Origin of the sequence: Sphingomonas sp., assembly GCF_036388215.1 — a bacterium.
Taxonomy (GTDB): Bacteria; Pseudomonadota; Alphaproteobacteria; order Sphingomonadales; family Sphingomonadaceae; genus Sphingomonas.
Genome location: NZ_DASVSH010000016.1, coordinates 81,187 through 107,470 on the forward strand (window position 1 = coordinate 81,187; position 26,284 = coordinate 107,470).

Sequence of the window (26,284 nt, forward strand, 5' to 3'; positions counted from 1 at the left end):
GGCAACGGCATATGTAATGGGGGGACTTGATGCGCTACCTGATCCTGGCTTTTGCAGCCCTCGGCATCGCGGCACCCGCTTTGGCCCAGGCCCCGCCCGCTTCTACCGAAGCGGCGCGGGCCGCACCTGCCTTCGACGCGCGTGTGCGGGAGTTGCTCGGCATCTTGGGCGGCACGGGCAGCTACGAGGCCTATTTCACGCCCGGCTTCCGAACCGCGGTGCCGAAAGCCACGTTCGATCAGATCGGCGCGCAGGTCGCTGGGGAATATGGCAAGCCTCTCGCCATAGAGGCTACCGCGCTCGCCACTCCCTGGTCCGGCACGGTCCATGTCCGCTTCGAAAGGGCAATTCTGGCGCTGCGGCTGAATGTCGAGGCGGCGGAGCCGCATCAAGTCAGCGGGCTGCGCATCCTGGGGCCGGTGTCACGGGAAAAGACCTTGGCCGAGGTTGCCGCCGCGCTTGACGCGCTGCCCGGAACCACCGGCTATGCTTTCGCCAAGCTGGGTTCTGGCGCGCCTCGGCTCACGCTCAAGCACAATGCCGACAAGCCCCTCGCCGTCGGCTCGGCCTTCAAGCTCGTCATCCTCGCCGAACTGGTCCGCGCCACCAATGCGGGGCAGCGCAAGTGGGACGACATGGTCACGCTCGACGGCCGCGAGCTGCCCGGCGGAGGCTATACGATGAAGCCCGCGGGGGCCCAGGTAAGCCTGCGCGAGCTTGCCACGAAGATGATCTCGATCAGCGACAATAGCGCCACCGACATCCTGCTCGGCCATCTCGGCCGCGAGAAGGTAGAGGCGATGCTGGACCGAATCGGAGTCCGCCCCGATCCGCGCAACCGCCCCTATCTGTCCACGCTAGAGGCCTTCAAGCTCAAATGGCTTGAGGACGGCGCGCTTGCCGACAGGTTCAACACGCTCGACGAAGCCGGACAGCGCCGGATGCTCACGCGCGAAGTGGCCGCCGCGGATATCACGCCGCTGATGCGGATGACGGGACTGCCCGAGAAGCCCAGCCGGATCGACACGATCGAATGGTTCTTCACGCCCGCAGACATGATCCGCGTGATCGACTGGCTCCGCCGCAACAGCGAAGGCCCCAACGGCGCCGACGCCCGGGCGGTGCTCTCGAAGAACCCGGGCCTGGCGATCGACAAGGCGCAATATGGCTGGGTCGGCTTCAAGGGCGGATCGGAGCCCGGGCTGATCAATCTGACGCTGCTTCTCCAGGGCGCGGACGGCGCCTGGTATGCGGCCACAGGGACCTGGAACAACGTGGCCGCATCGGTGGATGACCAGCGCTTCGTCGGATTGATGACCGCGCTGGTGAAGTTCGCCGGGCCGGCAAAGCCCTAGCTAGCCCCGCATCCTTAGCGCGTGGTATCGCGTGCGCGCCGCGATGCCGGTGATCATCAGCATAATGCCGATGCCGGCCACTGCCCAGGCCAACCACATGGGCACCTCGAACCATTGATAGCGCCGCGCGACCAGCATTCCCGCCCCCGCCGTGGCGAACCACAACCCGGCCAGCCGCACCCCGCGCGCCACGCCGTGCAATTCCCGGGCATAGGCGGCGCGCTCCGCCGGGTCCTTCAGGTCAGGCGGCGACGTCATGGCTATTTGGCCATTCCTCGCGGAGCAGCCCGTAGAGGGTGGTGTCGCGCACGCCGATATGCGTTTCCCATTCGGCGCGCAGATAGCCTTCGAGCTTGAAGCCCAGCCTTTCGAGCAGCGCGCGCGACGCGATGTTGTCGGGATCGGTATCGGCGAAGACGCGGCGCTGCCCTTCCGAGAAAATCTGCCCGATCATCCGCTTCACCGCTTCGGCGGCGAACCCCGCCCCCCAATGCTCGCGCGCAAGGGCATAGCCGATCTCGGTGACGTTGCCCTGCCGCTTCTCGCCCGCCGCGACAAAACCGATCGCAGTGTCGTCGCCGCGCCGGGTTATCGACCAGCAGCGCCAGTCCGGCGATTTGTCCGCCATCCGCGTCCGCGTCTCCGCCAGCGTCGCATGGGGCCCGTGCGACCACCAGCGCATCAGCCGCTCGTCGGAATATATCTCATGCAGCGCCACGGCGTCGTCCGGGCGGCGCGGGCGCAGCACGAGCCGCTCGGTTTTCAGCACGGGCATGGCGCGCGCGCTCAACGGTTCCCCTGCACGAAATCCCCGAGCGATCCCAGCGCGGAGCCCTCCCCGCGATTGGGCGGAACCATCGCGATGATACGCCCCGCGAGCCGCCCGAACGGCAGCGACTGGATCCAGACCTTGCCCGGCCCGGTGAGCCGCGCGAAGAAGAAGCCCTCGCCGCCGAACAGTGCGTTCTTCACGCCGCCGGCGGTCTCCAGATCGAAACCCACGCTGGGCGTATACGCCGCAAGGCAGCCGGTATCGACATGCAGCTGCTCGCCCGCGGCCAGTTCGCGTTCCACGATCGCCCCGCCGAACTGCACGAACACCCAGCCGTCTCCCTCCAGCTTCTGCATGATGAAGCCTTCGCCGCCGAACAGCCCGGTCATGATCTTGCGTTGGAACTGGATGCCGATCGAAACGCCCTTGGCCGCGGCCAGGAACGAGTCCTTCTGGCAGATCAGCGTGCCGCCCACGTCGGAGAGCTTCAGCGGCACGATCGCCCCCGGCACCGGCGCCGAAAACGCTACCCGCGCCTTGCCCGATCCATTGTGCGTGAATACGGTGGTAAACAGGCTCTCGCCGGTGATCAGCCGCTTCCCCGCGCCAAGCAGCTTGCCCATGAAGCCGCCACCCTGGCCGCCCGCGCTGCCGTCCCCGAATACGGTGGTCATGCCGACGCTGGCATCCTTCCAGACCAGCGCTCCAGCTTCCGCGACCGCGCTCTCGCCCGGATCGAGCTCGATCTCCACGAACTGGAGCTCCTGCCCCTTGATCTCGAAGTCGATATCGTCGGCCACGCCGGCGCTCTTGCTATGCGACCAGGGTGAATTGGCCATGAATATTCCCTCCAGATTCCAGGGCAAGCGATAGCCGTTTCGGCTACGCTGGCTAGTAGCTAGGACCCAGCCTTGGCTTGCGTGCGATATTTCGCACGCGCTTCGCGGGCCTTTTCGATTTTCGGCTTCATCCCCTCTCGCGCGCAGAACTCAGCCTCGAAGGCCGTCAGCGTGAGTGGCCGGCTGCCTTCCAGTGGATCGAGGGCGTTGAGGCAGCGGGACACCGCCATCCTCTCGTCGGCAATGTCGATCGGCTCGCGGCTGTTATCCTTCCGTGCGATAGGCGGCGCGAGCCTGGCAAGGTAGTCGCCCCAGCCTTCGCGGTTCCTCTTCCCTTCGGGGCCGCCGGCATCGGGCGCCATGGTAACACTCGCGCGCATGGCCTCCGCCTCGTCGAACCGGCCAAGTTCGCGCAGCGCATTGGCGGCACGGGCGCGCAAGGCGATCGACGGGAACGACGATGCATCCGCTGGCAGCCCGCGTACGATCGCCACGAATTCGCTATTGTAGCGCCGCGCCTGCTCACCCGTGGGATCGGTCTTCTTGGCTTGCCATGTAGCCGAAAGCAGCAGCCACGCGGCCTGCTCGGAATTGCCCGCGGACTTCGCCAGCCAGTGTGCCCGATAATAGCTAGTCTCGCTGTCACGCATCGCCTTATATGCCGGGCTGGCGACGAAGGGCGCGAGCTTCGTCGCATTTTCGGGCGTGAACTTGTCGTAGATAATCATTCCGTTGCCCGGGCATTCGGGCATCAGGACGGGGAAGTCGATCGATCCGATGGGCTGGCCGTCCGGCAAGGCGCCGAAAGTCGAATAATGCATCAGCGAGGGCCCGGTAAACGCCTCTCCGCCCACCGGACAGGTCATCGGCACGCCGCCATAATGCGGCGGAAATTTCAGCATGTCCTGCCCGAGAAGCGCGAGCGCAATCAGCCCCATAGCCATCGTCACTCTCCCAGTTTCTCGACGAGCGCCTTCACCTTCTTCTGCCGCCACTGCGGCAGCGGCGCGACCAGCCAATAGCCCAGGCGCGATGCCTTGGCCTCGCCGACGATGGCCAGCCGCCCGCTGGCGATGTCGCCCCGCGCAAGCAGCTCGGGCACGGTTGCCCGGCCCAGCCCCTCGGCGGCCGCGTCGAGCGCGAGGCCGGCATCGGACACGCGCACGAGGCAAGTCGCGTCCTCCTCCGGGCAACCGGGCCACGCGATGCACACGTCCTGACCCCCGCCCGGCCGCTCGACGGTGACCATGCCGTCGCTTTCCAGCGCCTCGCCTTCATGCTCGCCCGGCCCCTCGCCCCAGCGGATCGCGAGGTCTAGATTTGCCTCCGTGAAGTCCACGCCTTCATCGGCCGGCACCAGCATGAACCGGATTTCGCCGTCCCCCCGCGAAATCGCCGCCAGCCGCGGCATCAGCCATTTAGCGGTCAGGTCGCGCGGCGCGGCGATGGTCAGCGACTTGGACGATTGCCCCGCCTGCATCGCGCGCACGCTTTCCTCGAATTGCAGGAAGCCGGCCCTGAGCGCCGCCAGCCCCGCCTCGCCTTCCGGAGTCAGTTCAAGCCCCTTGGTCGTGCGCCGGAACAGCACTGCGCCCAGCGTATCCTCCAGCGCCCTGATCTGCTGGCCGACCGCGGCAGGCGTCACCGCGAGCTCGTCGGCCGCGCGCGTGAACGACAGATGCCGCGCCGCCGCGTCGAGCACGCGAAGGCCGTTCAGCGGAAGATGCGTGCGCTTCATTGCTGCTCCCCTCCCGCTTGCGGGAGGGGTCGGGGGAGGGCATGTCCACAAATAGCGCGTTCAGAGGAAGACAGGCCCTCCCCTAGCCCCTCCCGCAAGCGGGAGGGGAGCAAGGTAGCCCGCCCCTTCACCCCGCCACCGCCGGCGCGAGCAGCGCGAATTTCGGGATAGCCACGTCGAAGGTCGCGCCGTCCTCCGCGATCATCCGATAGGTGCCCTGCATGTTGCCCGCAGGGGTGGCGAGCGGACAGCCGGAAACATAATCGAAGCTGCCTCCCGGCGCGATCAGTGGCTGTTCGCCGACGACGCCTTCGCCCTCCACGCTGTGGCGCGCGCCCCGACCGTCGGTGATCACCCAATGCCGCGTGAGCAATTGCACGGTGACCGGGGAATGGTTCTCGATCCGGATATGATAGGCCCAGAACCAGCGCCCCCGGCCGGGCTCGGACTGTTCGGGAAGGTAGCTGACCGACACGCGCACGGTGATGCCGTGCGTCTCCGCCTCTTCGTTGAAGAGGGCCTTCATGATCACAAGCCGGCCACCCGCAGCGCCTGATCGAGATCGGCGATCACATCCTCGGGGTCTTCCAGGCCCACGTTGATCCGCAGCATGCCCTCGGTCACACCCATCTCGATGCGCTTCTCCTCCGCTACGCCCGAATGCGTGGTCGACGAAGGATGCGTCATCAGCGAGCGCGAATCGCCGATATTGTTCGAGATGTCGATCAACTCCAGCGCGTCGAGCAGCGCATGCGCCTGATTGCGGCCGCCATGCACTTCGAATGCGAAGATCGGCCCTGCCGCGTCCATCTGGCGCATCGCCAGATTATGCTGTGGGTGGCTGGGAAGCCCGGGATGCAACACGCGCGGGACCCGCGTTTCGAGGAAACGGCCCACCTGCAGCGCATTCTCGCTCTGGCGGCGCGCGCGCAGGTCGAGTGTCTCCAGCCCCTTGAGCACCACCCAGGCATTGAACGCGCTGAGCGTCGGGCCGGTATTGCGGGTAAACGGCAGCAGCACGTCGTTGATAAAGGCCGAGCTGCCTGTAACCGCGCCCGCGAGCACCCGTCCCTGCCCGTCCATCATCTTGGTCGCCGAATACGCGACCACGTCGGCGCCGAATTCCATTGGCCGCTGGAGCACCGGCGTTGCGAACGCATTATCGACCACGCTGACGATGCCGTGCTTGCGCGCGATGCCGCACACGGCTTCCAGATCGACCACGTCCATCGTTGGATTGGCCGGCGTTTCGAAGAAGAACACCTTGGTCTTGTCGGTGATCGCATCCTCGAACTGTTGGGGATCCCGCGCATCGACGATCGTGGTCGAGATGCCGAACTTCGGCAGCAGCGTATCGGTGAGCCAGCGGCACGATCCGAACGCCGCGCGCCCGCCCACCAGGTGATCGCCGGCCTCAAGCTGGCAGAGCAGGGCCGCGGTCATCGCCGCCATGCCGGTGGCCATCGTCCGGCATGCCTCGGCGCCCTCCAGCAAGGCGATCCGCTCTTCGAGCATCTGTACCGTCGGGTTCTGCAGCCGCGAATAGGTCATGCCGGTTTGCTCGCCGGCAAAGCGCGCCGCAGCGTCGGCGGCGCAATCATAGGCATAGCCCGAAGTGAGGAACAGCGCCTCGCTGGTCTCGCCATATTCCGAACGCGCGGTGCCGCCGCGCACCGCCTGGGTCGCGGGCTTCCACTTCTGCGTGACGCTGCGGTCCTGTCCGGTGTTGCGCTTCATGGCGCACGCTTTGCCGGGCCGGAACGGCCCGCGTCAACCAACTCCCGCATGACGGCAGCGAAATGATCGTTTATCGCCCCTGGATGCTCGAACGCGTCAAGGCTCTCCGCACCCGTCCCTGGATCGTCGCGTTGCTCATCGGCCTCGCCGCGCAACTCCTGTTCACGGTGCATCTCGACCGGCCAAGCCGGATCATGTTCGACGAGGTCCATTATGTCCCCGCCGCGCGGGCGATCCTGGAACTCGAAGGTCCGCGCAACATCGAGCACCCGATGGTCGGCAAGGAGCTGATCGCGGCGGGCATGGCCGTGTTCGGCGACAATCCCTTCGGCTGGCGGATCGTGCCCGCTTTGGCCGGCACCGCCACCGTGCTCGGAGTCTTCGCGTTTCTCTGGCTGCTGCTCGGCGCCATGCGCCCGGCGGTGATCGGAGCGGCGCTGGCGCTGCTGAACCAGACGATCTTCATCCAGGCGCGCACCGCCATGCTCGACATATTCCTGGGAGCGTTCCTGCTCTGGGGGCTGGTCGTGATGCTCTGGGCGATGCGGGGTGAGGGCAGGCAGGTTTGGCATCGCTGGATTGGGGCGAGTGCCCTGCTCGGCCTCGCCACCGGCGTCAAATGGTCGGCCATTCCATATATCGCGCTGGCCGCCGCCGCCTTCCTCATCATTCGCGCCCGCGATGCGCGGATCGCCGGGAAGCCGCTGTCGGCTGGGCTTTGGGGCAAGGACCAACCCCATTGGAATGGCCTGCCCGCGATACCCGCGCTGGCGCTCCTCGGCGCCGTGAGCATTGCCGTCTATTTCCTCACTTTCCTTCCCGCGTTTTTCTATGCGCGCGAGCCGCTCGGCCTTGCCGGCCTCTTCACGCTCCAGGCCGAGATGTATGCCCTGCAGACGCAGGTCCTCCGCCCGCACACCTACCAGTCCGATTGGTGGAGCTGGCCGCTGCTGCTGCGCCCGATCTGGTATTTCTATGAGTGGGATAATGGCGCGCAACGCGGCGTGCTCCTGATCGGCAACCCCCTCGTGATGTGGGGCGGGCTGCTCGCCGTGCTGGCCTGCTATTGGGCGTGGTTCAGGGAAAAGGCGATCCGGCCGCTGGCGGTCGCCCTTCTGTGGACCGCGAGCCTTGCGATCTACGCCGTCATCCCAAAGTCGCTGGGCTTCTATTATTACTATCATCTGTCCGGCATTTTCGTCTGCGTCGCGCTGGCGGTGGCCTTCCACCATTTCGATCGGGGCCGGGATCGCGGCTGGGAAGAATGGTTCGCCGCGGCCAGCCTCGTGGCCTTCATCTATTTCTACCCGATCATCGCCGCATCGCCGCTGGGCCGCGAAGACGCATTCCGCCGCTGGATGTGGATCCCGAGCTGGGCGTGACGCCTAGTACCGTCCCCACGTAAAGCGCGAGGACAGCGCGAAATTCCACACGGCCGCGACGACGATCCCCGCCAGCGCGGACAGCCGCCAGTCGCCGTGCTGCACATCGTGGAGGAACGCTGCCACGCCGACATTGGCCGCCGCGCCGACCGAGCAGACGATGCAGAAGCTCACCCAGCCGGCCCACATCTCCCCCGCGCCCTTCAGCCGCTGGCCGCGATAGGTCAGCGCATTGTTGAGGAAGAAATTGAACGTCATCGCCACCAGCGTGGCCGCGATCGTCGCCGCCACGAAGGGCGCCGCCATCATCCGGAACATCACCCCGAGCACCAGGAAGTGTACGCCCGCCCCCAGTGCTCCGATCGCGGAAAACATCGCGAAGCGCACCGGCACGACCTTGCCGAACATCCGGTCGTATATCGCGATCAGATATTCCATCGCGACTACGTGATCGAGCTTGCTCTCGCCTTCGGTGCGCGTGCGGAAAACGTAGGGCAATTCCCTGAACCTGAGCGGGTGCGGCGCCGCCGTCATGATATCGAGCAGGATCTTGAAGCCGATGCCCGACAGGGTGGGCACCAGCCCGCGAACGATGTCTGTCCGGATCATGAAGAATCCGCTCATCGGATCGGTCAGATCGGCCTTGAGCACCTGGCGCGAAAGCCTAGTCGCAAATGCGGACTTGGCGACGCGCTCGCGGTCCCATTCGCCGGTGCAACCGCCTTCGCAGAAGCGCGAGCCGATCACCACTTCGAGGGCGTCGTCGCCCTCCAGCGCATCGAGCATCGCCGGCAGGATCGTCTCGTCATGTTGCAAATCGCCATCGATCACAGCGACGAAGGGCGCGGCGGTCGCGCACATCCCCTCGATACAGGCGCTCGAAAGGCCCCGCCGGCCGATCCGCTGGATAACCCTCACACGCTTGTCGATCCGCCCCAGCTCCCGCACCGCCAGCGCGGTGCCGTCAGGGCTGTCGTCATCGACGAAGATCGCTTCCCAATTGCGCCCTGCCAGCGCCGCATCCAGCTTGGCGACGAGCGCCGCGACGTTGCCGCGCTCGTTGAAGGTCGGAATGATGACGGCAAGTTCGAGCAGGTCGGGAGTCACTTGAGCTCCCGGAGCACCGCATCGCCCATTTGCCCGGTCGTCAGGCTGCCGCCCAGGTCCGCGGTCCGCGCGCCCGCCACCAAGGCCTTCGCTACCGCGTTCTCGATCCGCGCCGCGCAAGCATCCTCCCCCAGCGAGTGCCGGAGCAACATCGCGGATGAGAGGATCGCGGCGCACGGATTGGCCCTGCCCTGGCCGGCGATGTCGGGCGCGCTGCCATGGATCGGCTCGTACATGCCGTTCGCCCCGCTCCACGCGCTGAGCGATGCGGAGGGCAGCATCCCGATCGATCCCGCGCACATGCTCGCCTGGTCCGAAAGCACGTCGCCAAACAGGTTTCCGGTGACGATCACGTCGAAATCGGCGGGGCGGCGGACGAGCTGCATCGCGGCATTATCGACATACATGTGCGTCAGCTCGACATCCGGATATTGCGCCGCGACTTCGCCCACCACATCGCGCCAGAGCTGCGAAGTCTCCAGCACATTGGCCTTGTCGACCGAGCAGAGCTTGCCCCTGCGCCTTCTGGCCATTTCGAAGCCGACGATGGCGATCCGCTCGACCTCGGCTTCGTCATAGCCCATCCAGTCATAGCCCTGGCGCAGCCCTTCATGCGTGCTGCGCCGGCCCTTTTCGCCGAAATAGACGTCTCCGGTCAGCTCGCGGACGATGACGATGTCGAGTCCCGCGACGACTTCCGGCTTGAGCGGCGATGCGTCTTCCAGACCGGGAAACAGAGTCGCCGGTCGGATATTGGCGAACAATCCGAGTTCGCGCCTCAGCCCCAGCAAGGCGGCCTCGGGGCGCAGCCGGCGTTCGAGCCCCTCGAAGCGCGGATCGCCGATCGCGCCGAACAGCACGGCATCGGCGCGCTTGGCCAGCGCCAGCGTCTCGGGCGGCAGCGGCCGGCCCGAAGCGAGATACCCCGCCCCGCCGACCGGGGCCTCCTCGAACTGAAGGTCCAGCCCCAGCGCTTCCAGCACACGGCGCGCCTGTGTGGTAACTTCGGGCCCGATCCCGTCACCGGGCAGAACAGCAATCAGCGGCATTCCCGCTCCCCCAATAATCGTCCGGGGCGCTTTGCCGATCCCTTCGCGCTTACGCAACCGCGCGCTTGAGCCGGTCTACCAGCCGCGACCTTGCCGCGATCACATCCGCGCCCTTTCCGATCAGCAAGTCGCGCTCCAAGAAGTGCCCGGTGAGCTTGAGCCCGTCGAATATATCGTCCCACTCCGCCGCCCCGCCCAGCGCGAGGAAAGGGGGGAGCCGCAGCAGCCGGCTCTCATACCCGGCAGCGCCGATCCGGCTCACCGCCGTGCCGCTCTTTGGGCTCACATAATGCAATTCCTGCGTCGCTCCGGTCGCGGCGCACCGCTCCAGATCGAGTCCGAATCCTAGTTCGGCGAGCAGCAGCAATTCGTAGCGAACCAACGCCACCGCCCAACCCCGCGCCGCGGGCGCGGCCTCGATCGCCGAGAGCACGCCGTCCAGCGCGCTGTGCACCTGGGGATATGCCTGCCCCTCGGGCAGCACCGAAGCAGCGAGCGCGGTCGCCCATTCGAACGCCGCGGCGGGCAAAGCCTCGCCGAACATCGGCGCGCGGCTGTGGATCAGCTCCACCGTAAGCCCCGGCAATTGCTCCTCGGTCCGCGCCCGCCATTCGCCGAGCACAAGGTTCGCCGGCTGCAGCACCGGCCGCATCGCCCGCGACCGCCCCCCGCGCACATAGCCCGCCTGCAGCCCGTCGCTCTCGGTAAGCGCGCGCACCACCGCCCCATGCTCGCCATGCGCGCGAACGCTCAGGATGATGGCTTCGGCGCGGAGATGCATGGGACCGCTATATCAAGCCCCTCCCCTTCAGGGGAGGGGTTGGGGGTGGGGCCTGTCCGTCTCACCGAGCCTGGCGCCTGAGGCACTGCCCCACCCCAACCCCTCCCCTGAAGGGGAGGGGCTTAAAGAGTCAGCCACCCCGCCGAACCCTCTTCGCCAGCTTCCCCAACCCCGCCTTCTCCACGCCGCCCTTGACCAGCGCCACGCTGCGGTTGAACCCGCCGAGCGCCGCCATCGTCACGCGGTTCGCCAGGCTGGGCCGGAGCAGCAGCAGATCGACGCATGCCACTCCGCCGGTCGCGAACTGGCGCTTGTGCTGGCCCTCGCCCTCGGTGAAATCGAAGCGCGCGAAGCGGTTTTCGTCGAACAGGTCGCGCATCGCCTCCAGCTGGAGCACCGCGCCGGGTGAGAGATCGTTGAACGCCGGATCATGGCCGACATGGGCGTAGATCACATTGTCGCCCAGGATCGGGCAATAGAGATACGCCGCCGGTTCGCCCGCGATATAGAGCAGCCAGGCGCGCACGCGATCCTGGGCGGACATCGCGACCATCTCGCGGAGGAATTCGGGAGTGTCGGGCAGTCCCGATCCCAGCAGCCGCTCCTGATAAGTGCGCAGCGAGATCCGCCGCGCGACATCGTGGAATTCGTCCAGCTCGCTCGGTCGCGAGAAGCTGCGGATGTCGAGATCGCCGCCGCTCTCCGCCGCGATCTTCTTCGCCTTGCGCTTCAGCCCCTGGCGGGCATTGGAGGAAAGCCCGTTCCACCACCCTTCGAAGCCCGCCGAAAAGTCGATGAAGTAGCGCGTATAGCGCTGGCGCACGAAGGGGAGCATGTCGCCCGACGCCGCCACCATCACCTGCTGTAGATTCTCGGGCAGCGACATGATCGCATAGCCATGCGCCTCTCGCTCCAGCGCAGGCAATTCGGGCAGCATGCCGCTGCGCGCATCCTCCAGGCTCAGCGGAATGCGAACCAGCGAGCGCTGGATCGCCATCAGCGTGCGTGCCCCGATCTCGAACTTGAGCTGGATCGGCCGCGCGCTGCTGGACTGGGGGATGGCAATGTCGCTCATCGCATTCACGCGGCGCGCTCCTCGATCAGGTTCGACCAGAGTTGTTCGGCCTGCCTCAGCCGGGTGCGGAGGATGCTCGGCCCCAGCGGCTGATCGTTCCGGTCCAGCGCCAGCGCCGGCCGGTCCGCGAAATGTGTCGTCACCAATACCCCCCGGCGATTGGCCAGCATGCCGCACAGCGCCTCGAAGCGGCGGACATGCACGGCGTTAGGCCGCGTGCCGGCGCGATTTGCAAGCTCGAAGCCATGACTCACCACCGTCACCGCGGCGTGGTCGTTTGCCACGGCATGATCCAGCGCGTCCTTCATCTCCGCGGCGGAGAGCGCGCAGATCTGGAAATGGCGCAAATGGCCTTTCTGGTCCTCGATCAGGGTAACCGGAACTTCGATCAGCCCCCGATGCTCGACCGGCGCGATCTGCGTCCGCCCCAGCGAAATCGCGCTCGGCCAGGGATATTCGGAGCCGTTATGGCTGCTGTCATATTCGAAGCCGAGCTTCGCCAGCGCCCCCAGCGTGTCGTCGCTCGCCGAATAGCTGCCCGAGCGGAACGCGATCGGCTCGGGCGCGCCCGCCGCGGCCAGCATGTCGCTCGCGCCGCGCAGCAGCTCCAGTTGCTCATCGAAGCTGTAATCGATCAATTCGAAAGGCCCATGCGTCGCGCCCTTGTCGCCTGCATGCGCACCGGTCCAGTTGGGATGGAGATGGAGTTGCACTTCCTGCCCCGCCTCCAGGATCGCCGCGACGACGCGCTTGATTGGATCGAGGCCATAGACCAGCGCAGGCATCGGATCGACGAAGAAGCAGGCCTTCAGCCCGTGCGCCTTAAGCTGTGCAAGCTGCCAGCCCACGCCCACGCCCGCGGGCTCCAGCGAGCGCTGGACGACGATGTCCATGTCGAGGCCCGCGACGTGGTGCCGCCACATGAGCTCGGTATCGATCGTGATGAAGACGCGCGTCGCCATATTGGTGGGTGTATCGCGCGGGCGTGAAGGAAGTGGAAACGGCTCAGTCAGTCTCGTCTTCGCGATCGTTGAGCTCGGGAAGCGGATCGTCGCCTGGGCTAGCGGGTACGGGAGTGGACGGGGGAGGATTATGTACCTGTTTGCTCAAGCGAACTGCCTCGCGCGACCATTTGCACGCAATCTTCTCGTAATGCGCGAAAACCGTTGGATGATATTTCCACGAACCGTCCGGCTGCTTTCGCCACCGTTCCTGCTCGATCCATATCGCTGCCTCATTCCAATCGCGCACGAAGGATTTTCCCATCCAGGCGCGGTAGAACTTTCCATCGAGAACACGGCGCTGGATACCAAGCGCAATTAGTTCGTAATGATTAAGGTAGTCGATGAGTTGGCCGCGCAGTTCATCCGATGGCGGCGATACCAGCAAGCCGGCAAACCCGCCCTGACCCCGCCGCGTGCTGGAAAATGCGGCGTTTATCTCGCGATAATGCTGGGTCGATTCGGTTTTTTCGATCAGATCGATCGTAGACTTTTTGCGTGCTAAATCGCGGGCATTAAGGAGCGCAAAAAAGGCGACGACTGCGGACAATGCCGCTATTCCCGGGATTACGTAGAAGCGCCAGTCTATCGGCGGCTGCGATACACATATAGCGAGGTCATGCGCACGGATTGCCAGCGAGCAGCTCAAGGGTTAGTCGCGAACGCCTTCATTACGCATATCGATCTCCTGTCCTCTATCTACCTAGCCGATCCTTCCAAAAAGTCAAGATTCAGGCTAGCGCGCGTGGAAATAGTCATGGAGCATCTGCGCCATCGCCTTGCTCACCCCCGGCGCCTTTTGCAGATCCTCAAGGCTGGCGCCGCGCACCGCGCGCGCGGTGCCGAAATGCATCAGCAGCGCCTTTTTCCGCGCGGGGCCGATGCCGGGCACCTCGTCGAGCGGCGAGGCGCCGATGGCCTTGGCGCGCTTTTGCCGGTGTGCGCCGATCGCGAAGCGGTGAACCTCATCGCGCAGCCGCTGGAGATAGAATAGCACCGGGGAATTGACCGGCAGCGTGATCTCGCGCCCGTCCAGCAAATGGAACACTTCGCGCCCCTCGCGGCCATGGTCCGGTCCCTTGGCCACGCCCACCAGGCAGACATCCTCGATCCCCAGATCCTCGAGCACACCCTTCACTGCATTGAGCTGGCCGCGCCCGCCATCGATCAGCACCAGATCGGGCCAGTCGCCCTGCGTGCGGTCCGGGTCCTCCGCCTGGGCCCGTGCGAACCTCCGGCCGAAGACTTCGCGCATCATCGCGAAATCGTCCCCCGGCACGGTATCGGGGTTCTTGATGTTGAACTTGCGATACTGCCCCTTGCGAAAGCCCTCCGGCCCAGCGACGACCATCGCGCCCACGGCGTTGGTCCCCTGGATGTGGCTGTTGTCATAGACCTCGATACGGTCCGGGCTCTCGGGAAGCTCGAACACATCGGCCACTTCGCGCAGCAGCCTTGCCTGCGTCGTGCTCTCGGCGAGTCGCCGATCCAGCGCCTCGATTGCGTTGCGCGTCGCCTGCTCCATCAGCCGCCGCCGGGCGCCGCGCTGCGGCATGCTGAGCTCGACCTTGTGCCCCGCGCGCTCGCACATCGCCTCCGCCAGCAGCGCCGCCTCGTCCAGCTCGCGATCGACGAACACGTTTCGCGGCGGCGGAACCTCCTCATAGAATTGCATCAGGAAGGCGCTGAGCACTTCATCCTCGGGCACTTCGTTGGTGTGCGCGGGGAAGAAGCTGCGATGGCCCCAATTCTGGCCGCCCCGGATGAAGAAGGCCTGGATGCCCATCACGCCGTTGCGGTTGGCCATTGCGAAGATGTCGGCGTCGCCCATGCCTTCGGCGTTGATCGCCTGGCTGCCCTGGATGAAGGTCAGAGCCTTCAATCGATCGCGCAGCACCGCGGCCTGCTCGAAGTCCATCGCTTCGGCGGCCGCCTGCATCGCCTCGCCCAGCCTGGCCTGCACCTTGGTGGATTTTCCCTGCAAGAAATCGCGCGCATCCTGCATCAGCTCGGCATATCCCGGCTCGTCGATCCGGCCCACGCACGGCGCCGAGCAGCGGCGTATCTGATAGAGCAGGCAGGGCCGATCGCGCGTCGCGAAGAAACCGTCGGTGCAGCTCCTGAGCAGGAACAACTTTTGCAGGGCGTTGAGCGTCTTGCGCACTTGCCCCGCCCCCGCGAAGGGCCCGAAATAATCGCCCTTGGCCCGCCGCGCGCCCCGATGAAGCTGCACGCGCGGAAAGCTGTGATCGCCGCGCAGCAGGATGAAGGGGAAGCTCTTGTCATCGCGAAGCAGCACATTGTACGCCGGGCGATAGCGCTTGATCAGCTGCGCCTCGAGCAACAGCGCCTCAGCTTCGTTGTTGGTCGTCACGATCGTCATCGATCGCGTCTGCGCCACCATGCGCTGGAGCCGCTTCGAGAGCCGCGTCACATGGGTATAATTGGTGACGCGGTTCTTCAGCGCGCGCGCCTTACCGACATAGAGCACGTCGCCCCGCGTATCCTGCATCCGGTACACCCCCGGCCGCGCAGGCAGCGTCTTCACGACATTGCGGATCGCAGCCACGCCCGCCTCAAGGTCGGGAGTCTCCGAACCCCGAACGGCGTAGGTCGCTTTTTCCTCGTTGAAGCGATTGGGGGAATTCGGGTCCGACATCGGCATCCATATAGCCCTCTCCCGCCTTCGCGGGAGTACCCTGAGGCATATGGGTACGAAATGCCCCCGGCATTTCGTATATCGTGCCGGGGGCACGATCGACCCATCTGCTTCAGGGTACTGGTTGGTGAGGGTTTCTTCTTTTCTTGGCTGCGCCCAGGGGCGACCCAGCCACGCGTCCAACTTGATCCCGCGCCGCTACGTGCCATAGTGCAGTCAGACACCGGGAGAGACTCGCCATGAAGCTGTTCGTCACCACCGCTTTGCTAGCCCTCGCAACGCCCCTCGCCGCACAGGCCCAGGCCGTGCCGCCTGCGGTCACCGCCGCATTGGCCGATCCGGCCCGCCCGGAGGCGCAGCGCGCCCGCGATGCCGCGCGTCATTCCGGCGAACTCCTCGCCTTCGCCGGCATCAAGCCGGGCGACAAGGTCGCCGATTTCCTGATGGGCGGCGGCTATTGGACTCGCATCCTCGCGCCGCTGGTCGGCCCGCAGGGGCATGTCTATGCCTATCAGGCGGCCGAGTTCATCCAGTACCGCGCGGCCTATGGCGACGAGCAGAAGGCCGCGGTTGCGGACTACAAGAACGTCACCGCCAAGAGCGAGTCGCTGGGCGCGATCTCCTTTCCCGAGCCGCTCGACGCGATCATCACGGTGCAGAATTATCACGATCTGCACCTGAAATTCGCGCCTCCGGGCGCTGCCAAGGGCATCGCCGCCCAGCTGTTCGCCGCGCTCAAGCCCGGCGGCGTGCTGCTCGTGATCGATCATGCGGCCAATGCCGATCCGGGCTTCACGGCAGCGGACACGCTGCACCGCATCGATCCGGCCGCGGCCCGCGCCGAGATCGAAAGCGTGGGATTCAAATTCGAGGTGGAGAGCCAATTGCTGCGCAACTCGGCCGATGACCACACTGCAAATGTCTTCACGCCCGCGATCAGGGGCAAGACGGACCAATTCGTCCATCTTTACCGCAAACCGAAATAAGTACGGGCTAGCGCGCGGCGTTACGTTCCATTTCGGCGGCGCGCGCTTCGATGCGCTGGATTTCCGCCAGGGTGCGGGCGCGGATCTCGTCGGCGGAGAGCGGGTCGGGATTGGCGCTCCGCCATGCGGCGACCAGGGCCAGGAGGATGAGCGCGGCGGTGAGGATCGCGGCGAGCTGGAGCCAACGCTGAGTGGTCATGGCCAACGCTTAGCACGCCGCGCCGGGTCATCAATCAAGTCACGGATGCGATCATGCTCAAATATGTGCTTCCCCTGCTGATCGTCTCGACGCCGGCCGCCGTCCAGCTCGATCCGCGCGAAACTGCGCTGGCCGCCCGCCTGGCCGCCGAGCCCGTGCCGCTCGCGGTCTATGTGATCGGGGACGGCAAGGGTTATGGGGCTTCGGCGGGCATGGCCGACGTGGACGCCAAGCGGCGCTTCACCAGCGACACGCCGGTGCGCGTCGCGAGCAACACCAAGACCTTCGTCGCCGCGACCGTGCTGCGGCTGTGGGAGCAAGGGAGGATCGACCTCGACGCGCCGATCGCCGGCTTGGTCACGCCCGCGCTCGATGCCAGGCTCAAGGCGGACAAATACGATACCGTCAGGATCACGGTCCGGCACCTGCTCAGCCACAGCGGCGGGCTTTACGATCATGGCAATGACAAGCGCTTCGAGGAAGCGTTGTACAACGATCCCAAGCATCGCTGGACGCCCGATGCGCTGATCGGGTTGATGACCGACTGGGGCGATCCGCTCAGCGCGCCTGGCGCCGAGTTCAAATATGCCGATGCGGACTACATCCTGCTCGGCGACATCATCCAGCGGATCACGGGCAAGACCCTCGCCGCGGCCATGCGCGAGCAGCTCAAGCTCGACAAGCTCGGGCTCAAGTCGCTTTACTGGGAAGTGTTCGAACAGCCGCGCAAGGACGCGCCGCCCCGCGCACGGCAATATATCGGCGAGCGTGAAGTCACCGGCGTGGATGCCAGCTTCGATCTCTATGGCGGCGGGGCCTGGTGATGTCGGCGCGCGATCTGGCCGCTTTCTTCAAGGCGCTGTTCGACGGCCGCCTGTTTGAAAACAGGCGCACGCTCCAGGTCATGCTGAGCGAAGGCCCGCACAAGAACGGCGACATCTATCGCTTCGGCCTGTTCGTGAAACACACGCCGCGCGGCGATATCTACAGCCATAGCGGCTTCTGGGGCACCGCGGTCGCTTATTCGCCGGAAACGGGGATCGTCGCCGCTGTCCTGTCGACCCGGCAACAGGCATATCCCACCATCCTCAAGCTTAGCGCCGAGCTGGCGCAGCGTCGTTGACGCGCATTGCCGAAAGGCTGGTCGAGGTCGCGACGCAGGAGTGGGAGTATTTCCGCCGAACCTGGCGCCGGATCGACGATAGCTGGCGTCTCGGGGCAAACCTCGACGAGCAGCCGTTCACAGCGCGGATCGGCGACTATTGGGACTCGGTCGGCCGCCCCGATTGGGACGGGCTGACCGACGAGCCCTGGTCGGCGGCATTCATCAGCTGGTGTTTCGTCCAGGCCGGCGCGGGCGACGTCTTCTGGGGCGACGAGACGCACTCCGTCTATGTCGACCGCATCCGCCGCCATGACGGGATGAGCGGGAAGCTGACCCTCCACGATCCCGCGCTCGCGATTCCGCGTGTCGGCGACCTGATCTGGAATTCGCGAGGCGAACGCGACCCACCAGCAAGCTATGCCCAGGCGCTCGAACAGCTCGACACAGGGCGCTTCTTCGATTCGCATGTCGATGTCGTGGTCGAAATCGCCGAGGGCCGGTGCAGCAGCATCGGCGGCAATGTCTGGTTCCAGAAGGTCGGCGGCTCGGTCACCCGCTCGGACTGGCGGACGGATGCCGAAGGGCGGCTGGCGGACGATCGAAAGGTATGGATCGGGGTTATTCGGAACGAGCTTTAGCGCCGATGGCAACTGACTGCTTTCCAACTATTGCGGTCATTAGCTGTATCATACATCTATTAGCGCGAAACCTAGCATGCGCGGAGTGCGATCCTTGGGCCGGTTGCGGAACTATCATGCGAGCCGCCTCGCAAAGATTTACGAAGGCTCGCTCTATGGCGGTGCAGACAAGCTGGATACGCTTTGGCCCATGTTTGTTGGTGGCGCTATATTCGCAGCTATCGATATCAACTTCGGATTAGCGGACTCCCTCCGCTTGACACTGCTCGCAGTCCTTGTCGGCCCCGGCGCTGGATGGGCGGCGTATGTCCTTTTCCACGAAGCAAGGTCGTTTCCAAGACGGCTACGACGGCACAGAGGGGTCTTGGACAGCGAACGAGAGCAATGACCGCCTTCCACCAAAAGCGGCCCTTCGTCCCCTGTTGCAATGTAGGATTTCAAATGCTTGGCTGGGCCGGTCGGCGATGCTGACCGCTCTTTGACATCATGAAACGATCAGACGCGCCAAACCGCAGTCTTGGCCTAACCTTTACTAACCTTTCGCGCGACGCCGGCGGTGAAACGTGCGCATGAGCGCGAACATTGGGAACATTCGCGCCCTTCGACAAGCTCAGGGTGAGCGGGGTTTGAGAGGTCCCTTCCACCGCTCACCCTGAGCCTGTCGAAGGGCCCGTGCTGCAAACGAAAAACCCCGGCACAATGGCCGGGGCTTCTCAAACTCAGCGATTCCAAAGCAAGCTCAGTTAAGCCGGCCCAGCCCCGCAATCGCGTTATCAACCATCGCCTTGTCGGCACTCGCGTCATGCTTCTGCGCAATGATCGCGGCAGCGGCCTTCGTAGCCGCTTCGGCGGTCTTCGCGCGGATCTCCGCAATCGCGCTGCGCTCGGCGGCGGCGATCTTGTCCTCGGCCATCCTCGCGCGGCGCGCCGTCAGGTCCTTGGCGTCCGCCTCGGCCTTGGCCAGCACGCCCTTTGCCTCTTCGTCGGCGTGCGCGATCATCGCCGCAGCCTCGGCTTCGGCGCCGGCGATCTTCTTGGCATATTCGTCGCGCAGCGCTTCGGCCTCCGCGCGAAGCTGCTTGGCTTCATCCAGGCGCGTGCGGATCGCCGCGATCTGGTTGTCCAGGCCGCGCGTGATCAGCGACGGGACCTTCTTCCAGATCAGGATGGCGATGAACACCGCCATCGCGATGGAAACCCAGATCGTCGCGTCGAGCCCGAAGATGGCGGGATCGGCGTGATGCCCTTCGGTCGGGCCGACGCCGCCATGCTCGGCGGTCAGCGCCTCGGTGCCGGTGTGCGGCACCGCCATGCCTTCGCCCTGCTTGGCTTCGGCCAGGTTATGCTCGACCGCGGCATCGCCGGGGGTCTTGGCGTGGGTATCAGCCATTGAGCGCCGCCTTCACTGCGGCCCGCGCCTCGGTCGCGCTGACCGATGCGCCAGAAATGCGCGCTACGATGTCGGCAGCCGCATCGGCGGCGACCGCTTCGATATCGGCCATCGCGGCTTGGCTCGCCGCGCCGATGCGCGCTTCGGCCTCGGCCAGCTTTGCGTCGTTCTTCGCGTTGCCTGCCGCAAGCGTCTTTTCGCTCTTGGCCGCACCCTTGGCGCGCGCCTCGGCGATGCGCTTCTGGGCGGCTTCGCGCGCCGCATTCTCCTGCACCCGCCAATTCTCTTCGGCCGCATCGGCAGCCGCACGTGCGGCTTCCGCCGCGGCGAGATCGCCCGCGACCGACCGGTCACGCGCGTCGACCGTCGACAGCACCTTGGGCAGCATCATCTTGCCGACCACGAAGAATACGAAGCCGAACGTCAGCAGCAGCCAGAAAATCTGGGAGGCAAACGTCTCGGCGAGCTGGGAGATCTGGGGCATTTCAATCCTGTCCGGATGCGGGCCGGCTCATCACCGGCCCGGATCGGAAAAGTTACGCGACGAAGATCAGGATCATCGCGACGACGAACGCGAGCAGACCGAGAAGCTCGGCGGCCGCGAAGCCGATGAACAGGCGGCCCTGCTGGCCATCGGCCGCGCCCGGATTGCGCAGCGCGCCTTCGAGGAACGAGCCGAACACGTTGCCCACACCGATGGCGGCCATGCCGGCGCCGATGGCGGCCAGGCCTGCACCGATCAGCTTTGCTGCTTCTGCGTCCATTTCAAAAACTCCTGCTTCAATTCGTTTGGTTGGTTGGTACGGAAAAACTCAATGCAGATGCTCGGCGTCGTGGATGTACAGCGACGTGAGCAATGCAAAGACATAGGCTTGGATGCCGGCAACCAGCACTTCGAGCGCCGAGATGCCGATCATCAGCGCAAAGCTGGGGATGCCGACGCCGAGGCCGGGAATCAGCCCGGCGTTACCGGCATTGATCACGAAGCCGGCAAGCACCTTGAGCAGAATATGCCCCGCGATCATCGCGACGAACAACCGGAGCCCCAGCGAGAATGGACGGACCATGAACGAAACCAGCTCGATCGCGGGGATCAGCCAGATCAGCCACAAAGGCGTGCCATGCGGCACGAACAGCGAGAAGAACTTCAGCCCATGCTTCCAGAAGCCGACGATCAGCACGATCGAGAAGCTCATGATCGCAAGCACGCCGGTGACCGTGAAGTGGCTGGTGAAGGTGAAGGGATGCAGCCCGATCAGCCCCAAAGGCAGCAGGCCGAGGAGGTTGGCGAACAGGATGAACATGAAGAGTGAGAAGACGTAGGGGACGTATTTGCGCCCGCCATGACCGATATTGTCGTCGACCAGCTTGGTGACGAAGCCCGTGAAATTCTCCACCAGCATCTGGCCGCGCGTCGGGATCACCTGGCGCTTCATGCCGAGCAGCATGAAAGCCCATAGCGCCAAAGCCGCCGCCAGCATCCACACCGCCGAATTGGTGAGGACGATCGGGTGCCCTGCGATGCTGAAGCCCGGATCCCAGATCGTCTGGATCTGGAACTGGTGCATCGGGTCGATCTTGCCAGATTCAGCCGCCACGCTTGTTCGTCCGCCTCATTAGCCAAAGCGCCCGAAGAATCACTTCGAGCGCTGGTTCGAAATCCGAATGATGTTCCTGAACGCCACGATGATGCCCAGGAAGAGCAACGCGAGCAGGAGCCAGGGGGAAGTGCCCAGAAACCTATCGAGCACCCACCCGATCAGCGCACCTCCGGCCATACCGCCGATCAGCTCGGCCAGCACGCGATTGCCCAGGTTGTAATCATCCTGGCCTTTATCGGTGCCGCCGCCGTTCCTGATCGCCTCTTCCGATTTCGCTCGCTGCAATCGCTCGTCGAGCGAGTCCAGGCGCGCATCCTCGGGCAAGGGGTCCAGTCCGGGCTTTTCTTCGGCCAAATTGCTTCTCCCAGGAGCCGTTTCCGGCAGGGCCAAGCGCTTGTGCCCAAAGGCGAGCCCGCCAAGGCACGGGCGCTTTAGCAGGGTGCAGGGTCGAGTCAACTCTTGCGAACCACTCCTATTCGCTTGCGGGGAGACCAGCGGGGGACCAAGCACCGGGCGATGAAAAGCCCCATCGCAACCCGCCTGAAATACACCGACGAGTTGCTGGACACGCTCGATCTCCCGCTGCGCCCGCTCCGGATCACGCGCGGCATCGGCTCGGGGCTGGCGCGCCGCTCGGGCGATCCCGAGGGCGTGTTCTGGGCGGTCGGCGATCGCGGGCCGAACCTCAAGGTGAAGCTCGCGGTGGGCCGATTGGGGCTCGATCACCTGGCGGAACACGCCGACAGCGGCAGCGCGAAGGTCATGACCAGCCTCCACATCGGCCCCGCGATCTCCGAGCTCCGCATTCAGGGCGATCAGGTAACGCTCCTGCGCACGCTCCCGCTGCGGGGCACGGGCGGCGCGCCGATCTCCGGTCTACCCCCGCCCTTCGGCCTGGCCGAGGAACGCGAGCCGGCAATCGCACTCGACGGCAGCCTGATCGCGCCCGATCCCTCCGGCGCCGACACCGAAGGCATCGCAGTCGCGCCCGACGGAAGCTTCTGGATCGGTGAGGAATATGGCCCGTCCCTGCTCAGGGCGAACGCCGACGGCACGATCGAGGCGCGGCTGGTGCCCGAGGGATGCGTTTCCTGGTTCGAAGGCGCGACCTATCCGGTCCGCGACACGCTCCCCGCGATCACCGCGCGCCGCCGGCTCAATCGCGGGTTCGAGGCGCTCGCGCTCTCCCCCGACGGCGGGACTTTGTACTTCGCCTTCCAGAGTCCCCTCGCCCATCCCGATCTGTGCGCCCACGAAAGGGCATGCCACATCCGCCTCTGGGCCTTCGACACCGCAAGCGAGCGCGTCACCGGGCAATTCCTCTATCCCCTCGACGCACCGGACACCTTCTTGCGCGACAGCGCAGCGGGCGATCTGGACCGCTCGGACATCAAGGTGAGCGAGATGCTGCTGTTGGGGCCGGGCACGCTGCTGGTCCTTGAGCGCGGATCACGGACCACCAAGATCTATGCGGTCGAGCTGGATGCGGCTTGCGCGCTCGGAGCGGAGCATCTCGATCCCGACACCCGCCCAACCGTCGAGCAAATGAGCGCCAATGACGAGTTCGCGCTGCCCGTCCTCTCCAAGTCGCTGATCCTGTCGACCGACGACTTCCCCCAGATCGATCCCGATCTCGAAGGGATGATCCAGCTCTCGCCGCGCCAATTGCTCCTGGTCAACGATAACGACTTCGGCACCGAGGGGGTCGAGACTCGTTTCTGGCGCATCGACTTGCCCGTGGATTTGCCGACGCGCTGACTTATAGTCGCTGCATGTCCGACGTTCCCGACAATTCCGGCCACCGCGAGCGCCTGCGCAAACGGCTGTTTGAGGGCGGACCCGATGCATTGCTCGATCATGAGCTGATCGAATATCTCTTGGCCCTTGCCATCCCGCGCCGCGACACGAAGCCGCTGGCGAAAAAGCTGCTCGACGAATTCGGCGGCATAGGCGGGCTCTTTGCGGCCGATGCCGAAGCACTGGCCCGCATTCCCGGAATGGGCGAGACCAGCGTCGCGGCGCTAAAGGCCGCGCACGCGACCGCCCTCCGCTTGCTCCGCGCCGAAGTCGCGGAGAAGCCCGTCCTCGCCAACTGGCAGGCGCTGCTCGATTATCTGCGCGCCGACATGGCCCACCACGCGATCGAGCGCTTCCGCGTGCTCCACCTCAATTCGCGCAACATGCTGATCCGCGACGAGCTCATGTCAGAAGGGTCGATCGATGAAGCTGCGGTCTATGTCCGTGAGGTCGTCCGCCGCGCGATCGATCTCGGCTCGGCGGCCGTCATTCTCGTCCACAATCACCCTTCGGGCGATCCCTCCCCCAGCCGCGCCGATATCGAGATCACCCGGAGCATCGCCGAGGCCGGGAAGCGGCTGAACATCACAGTGCATGATCACATCGTCATCGGCAGCGAGGGGCACACCAGCCTGCGTGCGCAGGGGCTGCTTTGATGGCGCGCCGCCTTGCGTGGTTTGCGGGGCTCTGGCTGGCTGGTGTGCTGGTAGTTGGCGCTGCGGCATATTTTCTGCGCTTGATCCTGTGATGACCAAACGCCCGCCGGAGGCAAGTCCGGCGAGCGTGGGGAGTCGCGCCATGCGTACGGCGTCAGGGTAGCGTCAGGCGGGCTTCGGCGTCAGGAAAATCGTCAGTTCCTGCTTGGTTACCGAAGCGCTCTTGTCGGCATCGGCCGTAGTGAATGCCTGGCTTTCCCAGGTATTCGCCTCTGGCGACCCGGCGACGAAGTTGGGTTCGGCGGCCTTGCGCAGGGTGCTCATCCAGGCGCCGAATTCCGCGGCACTGAGCTGGCTGTTGCCATCCTTGTCGAAAGTGGCCCAATCCCGGGTGACGGCCTGTGCCACTTGGTCCTGCGTTGCGGCGGGCGCAGCGGCCGGTGCCGCCTGGGCGCTCTGCGCAGGCTGGGCCGCAGTGGTGGTGTCCTGCGCGGGTGCAGCCTGAGTTGCAGTCGCGGTTTCCTGCGCGGGTGCACGCTCGGCGGCCGGCTGCGCCGTCTGATCCTTGGCCGCGTCGGGCGCTGCGTCATCCGTTGCTGGCGCCTGTGCGGTTGTCGCGGGCGCAGTCTGCGCTGGTTGCGATTCCGAAGTCGCAGGCTTGTCCTGCGCAAAGGCGGGTACAGCAACAAGCATAGATGTAGCAAGAACAACTGATTTAAGCATTAGAGTTCTCCTCTGAAATGCAGCATAGCAATCATAAGCCCAAGCATACGAGCGTGGTTAGTTCAAAGTTAGAACCACCTATTTAGGTGTGTTGTTCCGTCTTTCAGTAGCTTTAGCCTCAGTTTATCCCTGTAGAATGCCCACTCATCGCATTTTCGTTGCCGTGCGACTCTTGTGCATCACCCTGAGCCAGGATCTACCCTAGGCCAACGGTCACGGGCGATACCGCTGGCCGGTCGGAAGGCGGCTTGCTATCGGCGCGGCGACATCCAGCGAAAGGCAACCGATGGTCCCGCGCTACTCCCGCCCTGAGATGACTGCGATCTGGTCACCCGAGACGCGCCTTGGAATATGGTTCGAGATCGAAGCGCACGCGACCGAGGCGCTGGCCGATCTGGGCGTGGTGCCCAGGGCTGCGGCGGACGCGCTGTGGAAATGGTGGGCCACCAAGCCCGTGATCGATGTAGCCGCCATCGACGCGATCGAGGCCGTCACCAAGCACGACGTGATCGCCTTCCTCACCTGGGTTGCCGAGCAGGTGGGTGACAAAGCCCGATACATGCACCAGGGCATGACAAGCTCCGACGTGCTCGATACCGCGCTGGCGATCCAGCTCGTCCGCGCCGCCGATATCCTCATCGCCGACATCGACAAGCTACTCGCCGTGCTCGAGCGCCGCGCACACGAGCACAAGCTCACTCCTACGATCGGCCGCAGCCACGGGATCCATGCCGAGCCGGTGACTTTCGGGCTCAAGCTCGCTCAGGCCCATGCCGAGTTCGCACGCAACCGAGCCCGCCTGATCGCCGCGCGTGCCGATATTGCGACCTGCGCGATTTCCGGCGCGGTCGGCACCTTCGCCAATATCGATCCGCGCGTGGAGGCGCATGTCGCGGCGAAGCTCGGCCTCACGCCGGAGCCCGTTTCCACCCAGGTGATCCCGCGCGATCGCCACGCGATGTTCTTTGCCACGCTCGGCGTCATCGCCTCCTCGATCGAGCGCCTGGCTACCGAAATCCGCCACTTGCAGCGCACCGAAGTGCTCGAAGCAGAGGAATATTTCTCACCGGGCCAAAAGGGCAGCTCGGCGATGCCGCACAAGCGCAACCCGGTGCTGACCGAGAACCTTACGGGCCTCGCGCGCATGGTCCGCAGCGCCGTCATGCCCGCGATGGAGAACGTGGCGCTGTGGCACGAACGCGACATCAGCCACTCCTCGGTCGAGCGCTATATCGGCCCCGATGCCACCATCACCCTGGATTTCGCGCTGGCCCGGCTCACCGGCGTAATCGACAAACTCCTGGTTTATCCCGAGCGCATGCGGAAGAATCTCGATCGCATGGGCGGCCTAGTCCATTCGCAACGAGTGCTGCTCGCATTGACTCAGGCAGGCGTCAGCCGCGAGGACGCTTATGCCCTCGTCCAGCGCAACGCCATGAAGGTGTGGGAGAGCGACGGCGAGCTTTCGCTGCTCGAGCTCCTCAAGGCGGACCCGCAGGTAACCGCCGCGCTCTCCGTGGCCGAACTCGAGGATAAGTTCGACCTCGCCTATCACTTCGCCCAGGTCGATACGATCTTCGAGCGCGTTTTCCGCTCCTAACTTCCCCTCCCTGCAAGGGAGGGGATTGAGGGGTGGGTGGCGTCCGGGCGATACGGATACCGCGGCGCAGTCCGGCTCAGTACCGCCAAGCATC

The 26,284-nt window shown here is 65.2% G+C and carries 30 protein-coding genes; 9 read left to right on the forward strand and 21 right to left on the reverse strand.

Going from position 1 to position 26,284, the window contains the following annotated elements; genetic code table 11:
* The first annotated feature begins 29 nt into the window (after positions 1-29).
* Positions 30-1,355: a serine hydrolase gene (locus tag VF617_RS07080; RefSeq protein WP_331014170.1), complete on the forward strand. Its 1,326-nt coding sequence runs from the start codon at positions 30-32 to the stop codon at positions 1,353-1,355.
* Here VF617_RS07080 and VF617_RS07085 read toward each other — a convergent pair whose 3' ends face one another.
* The 7 genes from VF617_RS07085 to VF617_RS07115 all read right to left on the reverse strand — a co-directional run bounded on the left by VF617_RS07085 (position 1,356) and on the right by VF617_RS07115 (position 6,441).
* On the reverse strand, positions 1,356-1,613 hold the full coding sequence (locus VF617_RS07085) for a hypothetical protein (protein ID WP_331014171.1): 258 nt from the start codon (positions 1,611-1,613) through the stop codon (positions 1,356-1,358).
* Positions 1,597-2,130 carry a GNAT family protein gene (locus VF617_RS07090; protein WP_331014172.1) on the reverse strand — a complete coding sequence of 178 codons (534 nt, stop codon included), beginning with the start codon at positions 2,128-2,130 and terminating at the stop codon, positions 1,597-1,599. Before VF617_RS07090 ends, VF617_RS07085 begins: the two co-directional genes overlap by 17 nt.
* 11 nt (positions 2,131-2,141) lie before the next feature.
* On the reverse strand, positions 2,142-2,966 hold the full coding sequence (locus VF617_RS07095) for a TIGR00266 family protein (RefSeq protein WP_331014173.1): 825 nt from the start codon (positions 2,964-2,966) through the stop codon (positions 2,142-2,144).
* Positions 2,967-3,025: 59 nt separating this feature from the next.
* Positions 3,026-3,910 (reverse strand): hypothetical protein, encoded by an 885-nt coding sequence (locus tag VF617_RS07100; RefSeq protein ID WP_331014174.1) that lies wholly within the window; start codon positions 3,908-3,910, stop codon positions 3,026-3,028.
* A 2-nt stretch (positions 3,911-3,912) separates the two neighbouring features.
* Entirely contained in the window at positions 3,913-4,704 is a 792-nt protein-coding gene (locus VF617_RS07105; RefSeq protein ID WP_331014175.1) for a LysR family transcriptional regulator, read from the reverse strand.
* A 127-nt stretch (positions 4,705-4,831) separates the two neighbouring features.
* Entirely contained in the window at positions 4,832-5,230 is a 399-nt protein-coding gene (gene apaG, locus VF617_RS07110; RefSeq protein ID WP_331014176.1) for a Co2+/Mg2+ efflux protein ApaG, read from the reverse strand.
* 2 nt (positions 5,231-5,232) lie between these two features.
* Positions 5,233-6,441 (reverse strand): trans-sulfuration enzyme family protein, encoded by a 1,209-nt coding sequence (locus tag VF617_RS07115; protein ID WP_331014177.1) that lies wholly within the window; start codon positions 6,439-6,441, stop codon positions 5,233-5,235.
* A gap of 62 nt (positions 6,442-6,503) precedes the next feature.
* Between VF617_RS07115 and VF617_RS07120 the strand changes: the two genes are divergently transcribed.
* Entirely contained in the window at positions 6,504-7,823 is a 1,320-nt protein-coding gene (locus tag VF617_RS07120; protein WP_331014178.1) for a glycosyltransferase family 39 protein, read from the forward strand.
* A gap of 3 nt (positions 7,824-7,826) precedes the next feature.
* Here the strand turns inward: VF617_RS07120 and VF617_RS07125 are convergent, their stop codons facing one another.
* From VF617_RS07125 to uvrC, 7 genes are all read right to left on the reverse strand, one after another.
* Positions 7,827-8,930, reverse strand: a complete 1,104-nt coding sequence (locus VF617_RS07125; RefSeq protein ID WP_331014179.1) for a glycosyltransferase family 2 protein — start codon at positions 8,928-8,930, stop codon at positions 7,827-7,829.
* Positions 8,927-9,979 (reverse strand): 3-isopropylmalate dehydrogenase, encoded by a 1,053-nt coding sequence (gene leuB / locus VF617_RS07130; protein ID WP_331014180.1) that lies wholly within the window; start codon positions 9,977-9,979, stop codon positions 8,927-8,929. Before leuB ends, VF617_RS07125 begins: the two co-directional genes overlap by 4 nt.
* 49 nt (positions 9,980-10,028) lie before the next feature.
* The gene (gene recO / locus VF617_RS07135; protein ID WP_331014181.1) at positions 10,029-10,760 is read right to left on the reverse strand and encodes a DNA repair protein RecO; all 732 of its coding nucleotides are present in this window, start codon (positions 10,758-10,760) and stop codon (positions 10,029-10,031) included.
* Positions 10,761-10,890: 130 nt separating this feature from the next.
* A complete protein-coding gene (locus VF617_RS07140) occupies positions 10,891-11,835 on the reverse strand; it encodes a GNAT family N-acetyltransferase (protein WP_331014323.1) in 945 nt (314 codons plus the stop codon).
* 5 nt (positions 11,836-11,840) lie between these two features.
* Positions 11,841-12,797: a polysaccharide deacetylase gene (locus VF617_RS07145; protein WP_331014182.1), complete on the reverse strand. Its 957-nt coding sequence runs from the start codon at positions 12,795-12,797 to the stop codon at positions 11,841-11,843.
* A 43-nt stretch (positions 12,798-12,840) separates the two neighbouring features.
* Positions 12,841-13,386, reverse strand: coding sequence for a DUF4760 domain-containing protein (locus VF617_RS07150; protein ID WP_331014183.1), 546 nt, complete (start codon positions 13,384-13,386; stop codon positions 12,841-12,843).
* Positions 13,387-13,572: 186 nt separating this feature from the next.
* Entirely contained in the window at positions 13,573-15,495 is a 1,923-nt protein-coding gene (gene uvrC, locus VF617_RS07155) for an excinuclease ABC subunit UvrC (protein ID WP_331014184.1), read from the reverse strand.
* A gap of 239 nt (positions 15,496-15,734) precedes the next feature.
* Between uvrC and VF617_RS07160 the strand changes: the two genes are divergently transcribed.
* A complete protein-coding gene (locus tag VF617_RS07160) occupies positions 15,735-16,481 on the forward strand; it encodes a methyltransferase (RefSeq protein ID WP_331014185.1) in 747 nt (248 codons plus the stop codon).
* A gap of 7 nt (positions 16,482-16,488) precedes the next feature.
* Here VF617_RS07160 and VF617_RS07165 read toward each other — a convergent pair whose 3' ends face one another.
* Positions 16,489-16,680 (reverse strand): hypothetical protein, encoded by a 192-nt coding sequence (locus tag VF617_RS07165; RefSeq protein ID WP_331014186.1) that lies wholly within the window; start codon positions 16,678-16,680, stop codon positions 16,489-16,491.
* 53 nt (positions 16,681-16,733) lie between these two features.
* Between VF617_RS07165 and VF617_RS07170 the strand changes: the two genes are divergently transcribed.
* The 3 genes from VF617_RS07170 to VF617_RS07180 are packed head-to-tail and all read left to right on the forward strand — an operon-like array spanning position 16,734 to position 18,423.
* Positions 16,734-17,504, forward strand: a complete 771-nt coding sequence (locus VF617_RS07170; RefSeq protein ID WP_331014187.1) for a serine hydrolase domain-containing protein — start codon at positions 16,734-16,736, stop codon at positions 17,502-17,504.
* Complete coding sequence (locus VF617_RS07175; protein WP_331014188.1) at positions 17,504-17,803, forward strand: serine hydrolase; 300 nt, start codon at positions 17,504-17,506, stop codon at positions 17,801-17,803. Before VF617_RS07170 ends, VF617_RS07175 begins: the two co-directional genes overlap by 1 nt.
* A complete protein-coding gene (locus tag VF617_RS07180) occupies positions 17,800-18,423 on the forward strand; it encodes a DUF2272 domain-containing protein (RefSeq protein ID WP_331014189.1) in 624 nt (207 codons plus the stop codon). Before VF617_RS07175 ends, VF617_RS07180 begins: the two co-directional genes overlap by 4 nt.
* Before the next feature lie 739 nt (positions 18,424-19,162).
* Here the strand turns inward: VF617_RS07180 and VF617_RS07185 are convergent.
* The 5 genes from VF617_RS07185 to VF617_RS07205 are packed head-to-tail and all read right to left on the reverse strand — an operon-like array spanning position 19,163 to position 21,768.
* Entirely contained in the window at positions 19,163-19,813 is a 651-nt protein-coding gene (locus VF617_RS07185; protein ID WP_331014190.1) for a F0F1 ATP synthase subunit B, read from the reverse strand.
* Entirely contained in the window at positions 19,806-20,297 is a 492-nt protein-coding gene (locus VF617_RS07190; RefSeq protein ID WP_331014191.1) for an ATPase, read from the reverse strand. The genes VF617_RS07185 and VF617_RS07190 overlap by 8 nt, the downstream gene beginning before the upstream one ends.
* A gap of 52 nt (positions 20,298-20,349) precedes the next feature.
* On the reverse strand, positions 20,350-20,577 hold the full coding sequence (locus VF617_RS07195) for a F0F1 ATP synthase subunit C (RefSeq protein WP_044330387.1): 228 nt from the start codon (positions 20,575-20,577) through the stop codon (positions 20,350-20,352).
* Positions 20,578-20,625: 48 nt separating this feature from the next.
* Entirely contained in the window at positions 20,626-21,411 is a 786-nt protein-coding gene (locus VF617_RS07200; protein ID WP_331014192.1) for a F0F1 ATP synthase subunit A, read from the reverse strand.
* Positions 21,412-21,450: 39 nt separating this feature from the next.
* Complete coding sequence (locus VF617_RS07205) at positions 21,451-21,768, reverse strand: AtpZ/AtpI family protein (protein ID WP_331014193.1); 318 nt, start codon at positions 21,766-21,768, stop codon at positions 21,451-21,453.
* Positions 21,769-21,930: 162 nt separating this feature from the next.
* Here VF617_RS07205 and VF617_RS07210 point away from each other — a divergent pair, with 162 nt between their 5' ends.
* Both VF617_RS07210 and radC read left to right on the forward strand, forming a co-directional pair.
* Entirely contained in the window at positions 21,931-23,172 is a 1,242-nt protein-coding gene (locus VF617_RS07210) for an esterase-like activity of phytase family protein (RefSeq protein ID WP_331014194.1), read from the forward strand.
* Positions 23,173-23,186: 14 nt separating this feature from the next.
* Complete coding sequence (gene radC, locus VF617_RS07215) at positions 23,187-23,867, forward strand: RadC family protein (RefSeq protein ID WP_331014195.1); 681 nt, start codon at positions 23,187-23,189, stop codon at positions 23,865-23,867.
* Positions 23,868-24,032: 165 nt separating this feature from the next.
* Here the strand turns inward: radC and VF617_RS07220 are convergent, their stop codons facing one another.
* Positions 24,033-24,560, reverse strand: coding sequence for a hypothetical protein (locus tag VF617_RS07220; RefSeq protein WP_331014196.1), 528 nt, complete (start codon positions 24,558-24,560; stop codon positions 24,033-24,035).
* A gap of 316 nt (positions 24,561-24,876) precedes the next feature.
* On the opposite strand from VF617_RS07220, the gene purB reads away from it, so the two are divergent.
* Positions 24,877-26,190: an adenylosuccinate lyase gene (purB, locus tag VF617_RS07225; RefSeq protein WP_331014197.1), complete on the forward strand. Its 1,314-nt coding sequence runs from the start codon at positions 24,877-24,879 to the stop codon at positions 26,188-26,190.
* The last annotated feature ends 94 nt before the right edge of the window (positions 26,191-26,284 follow it).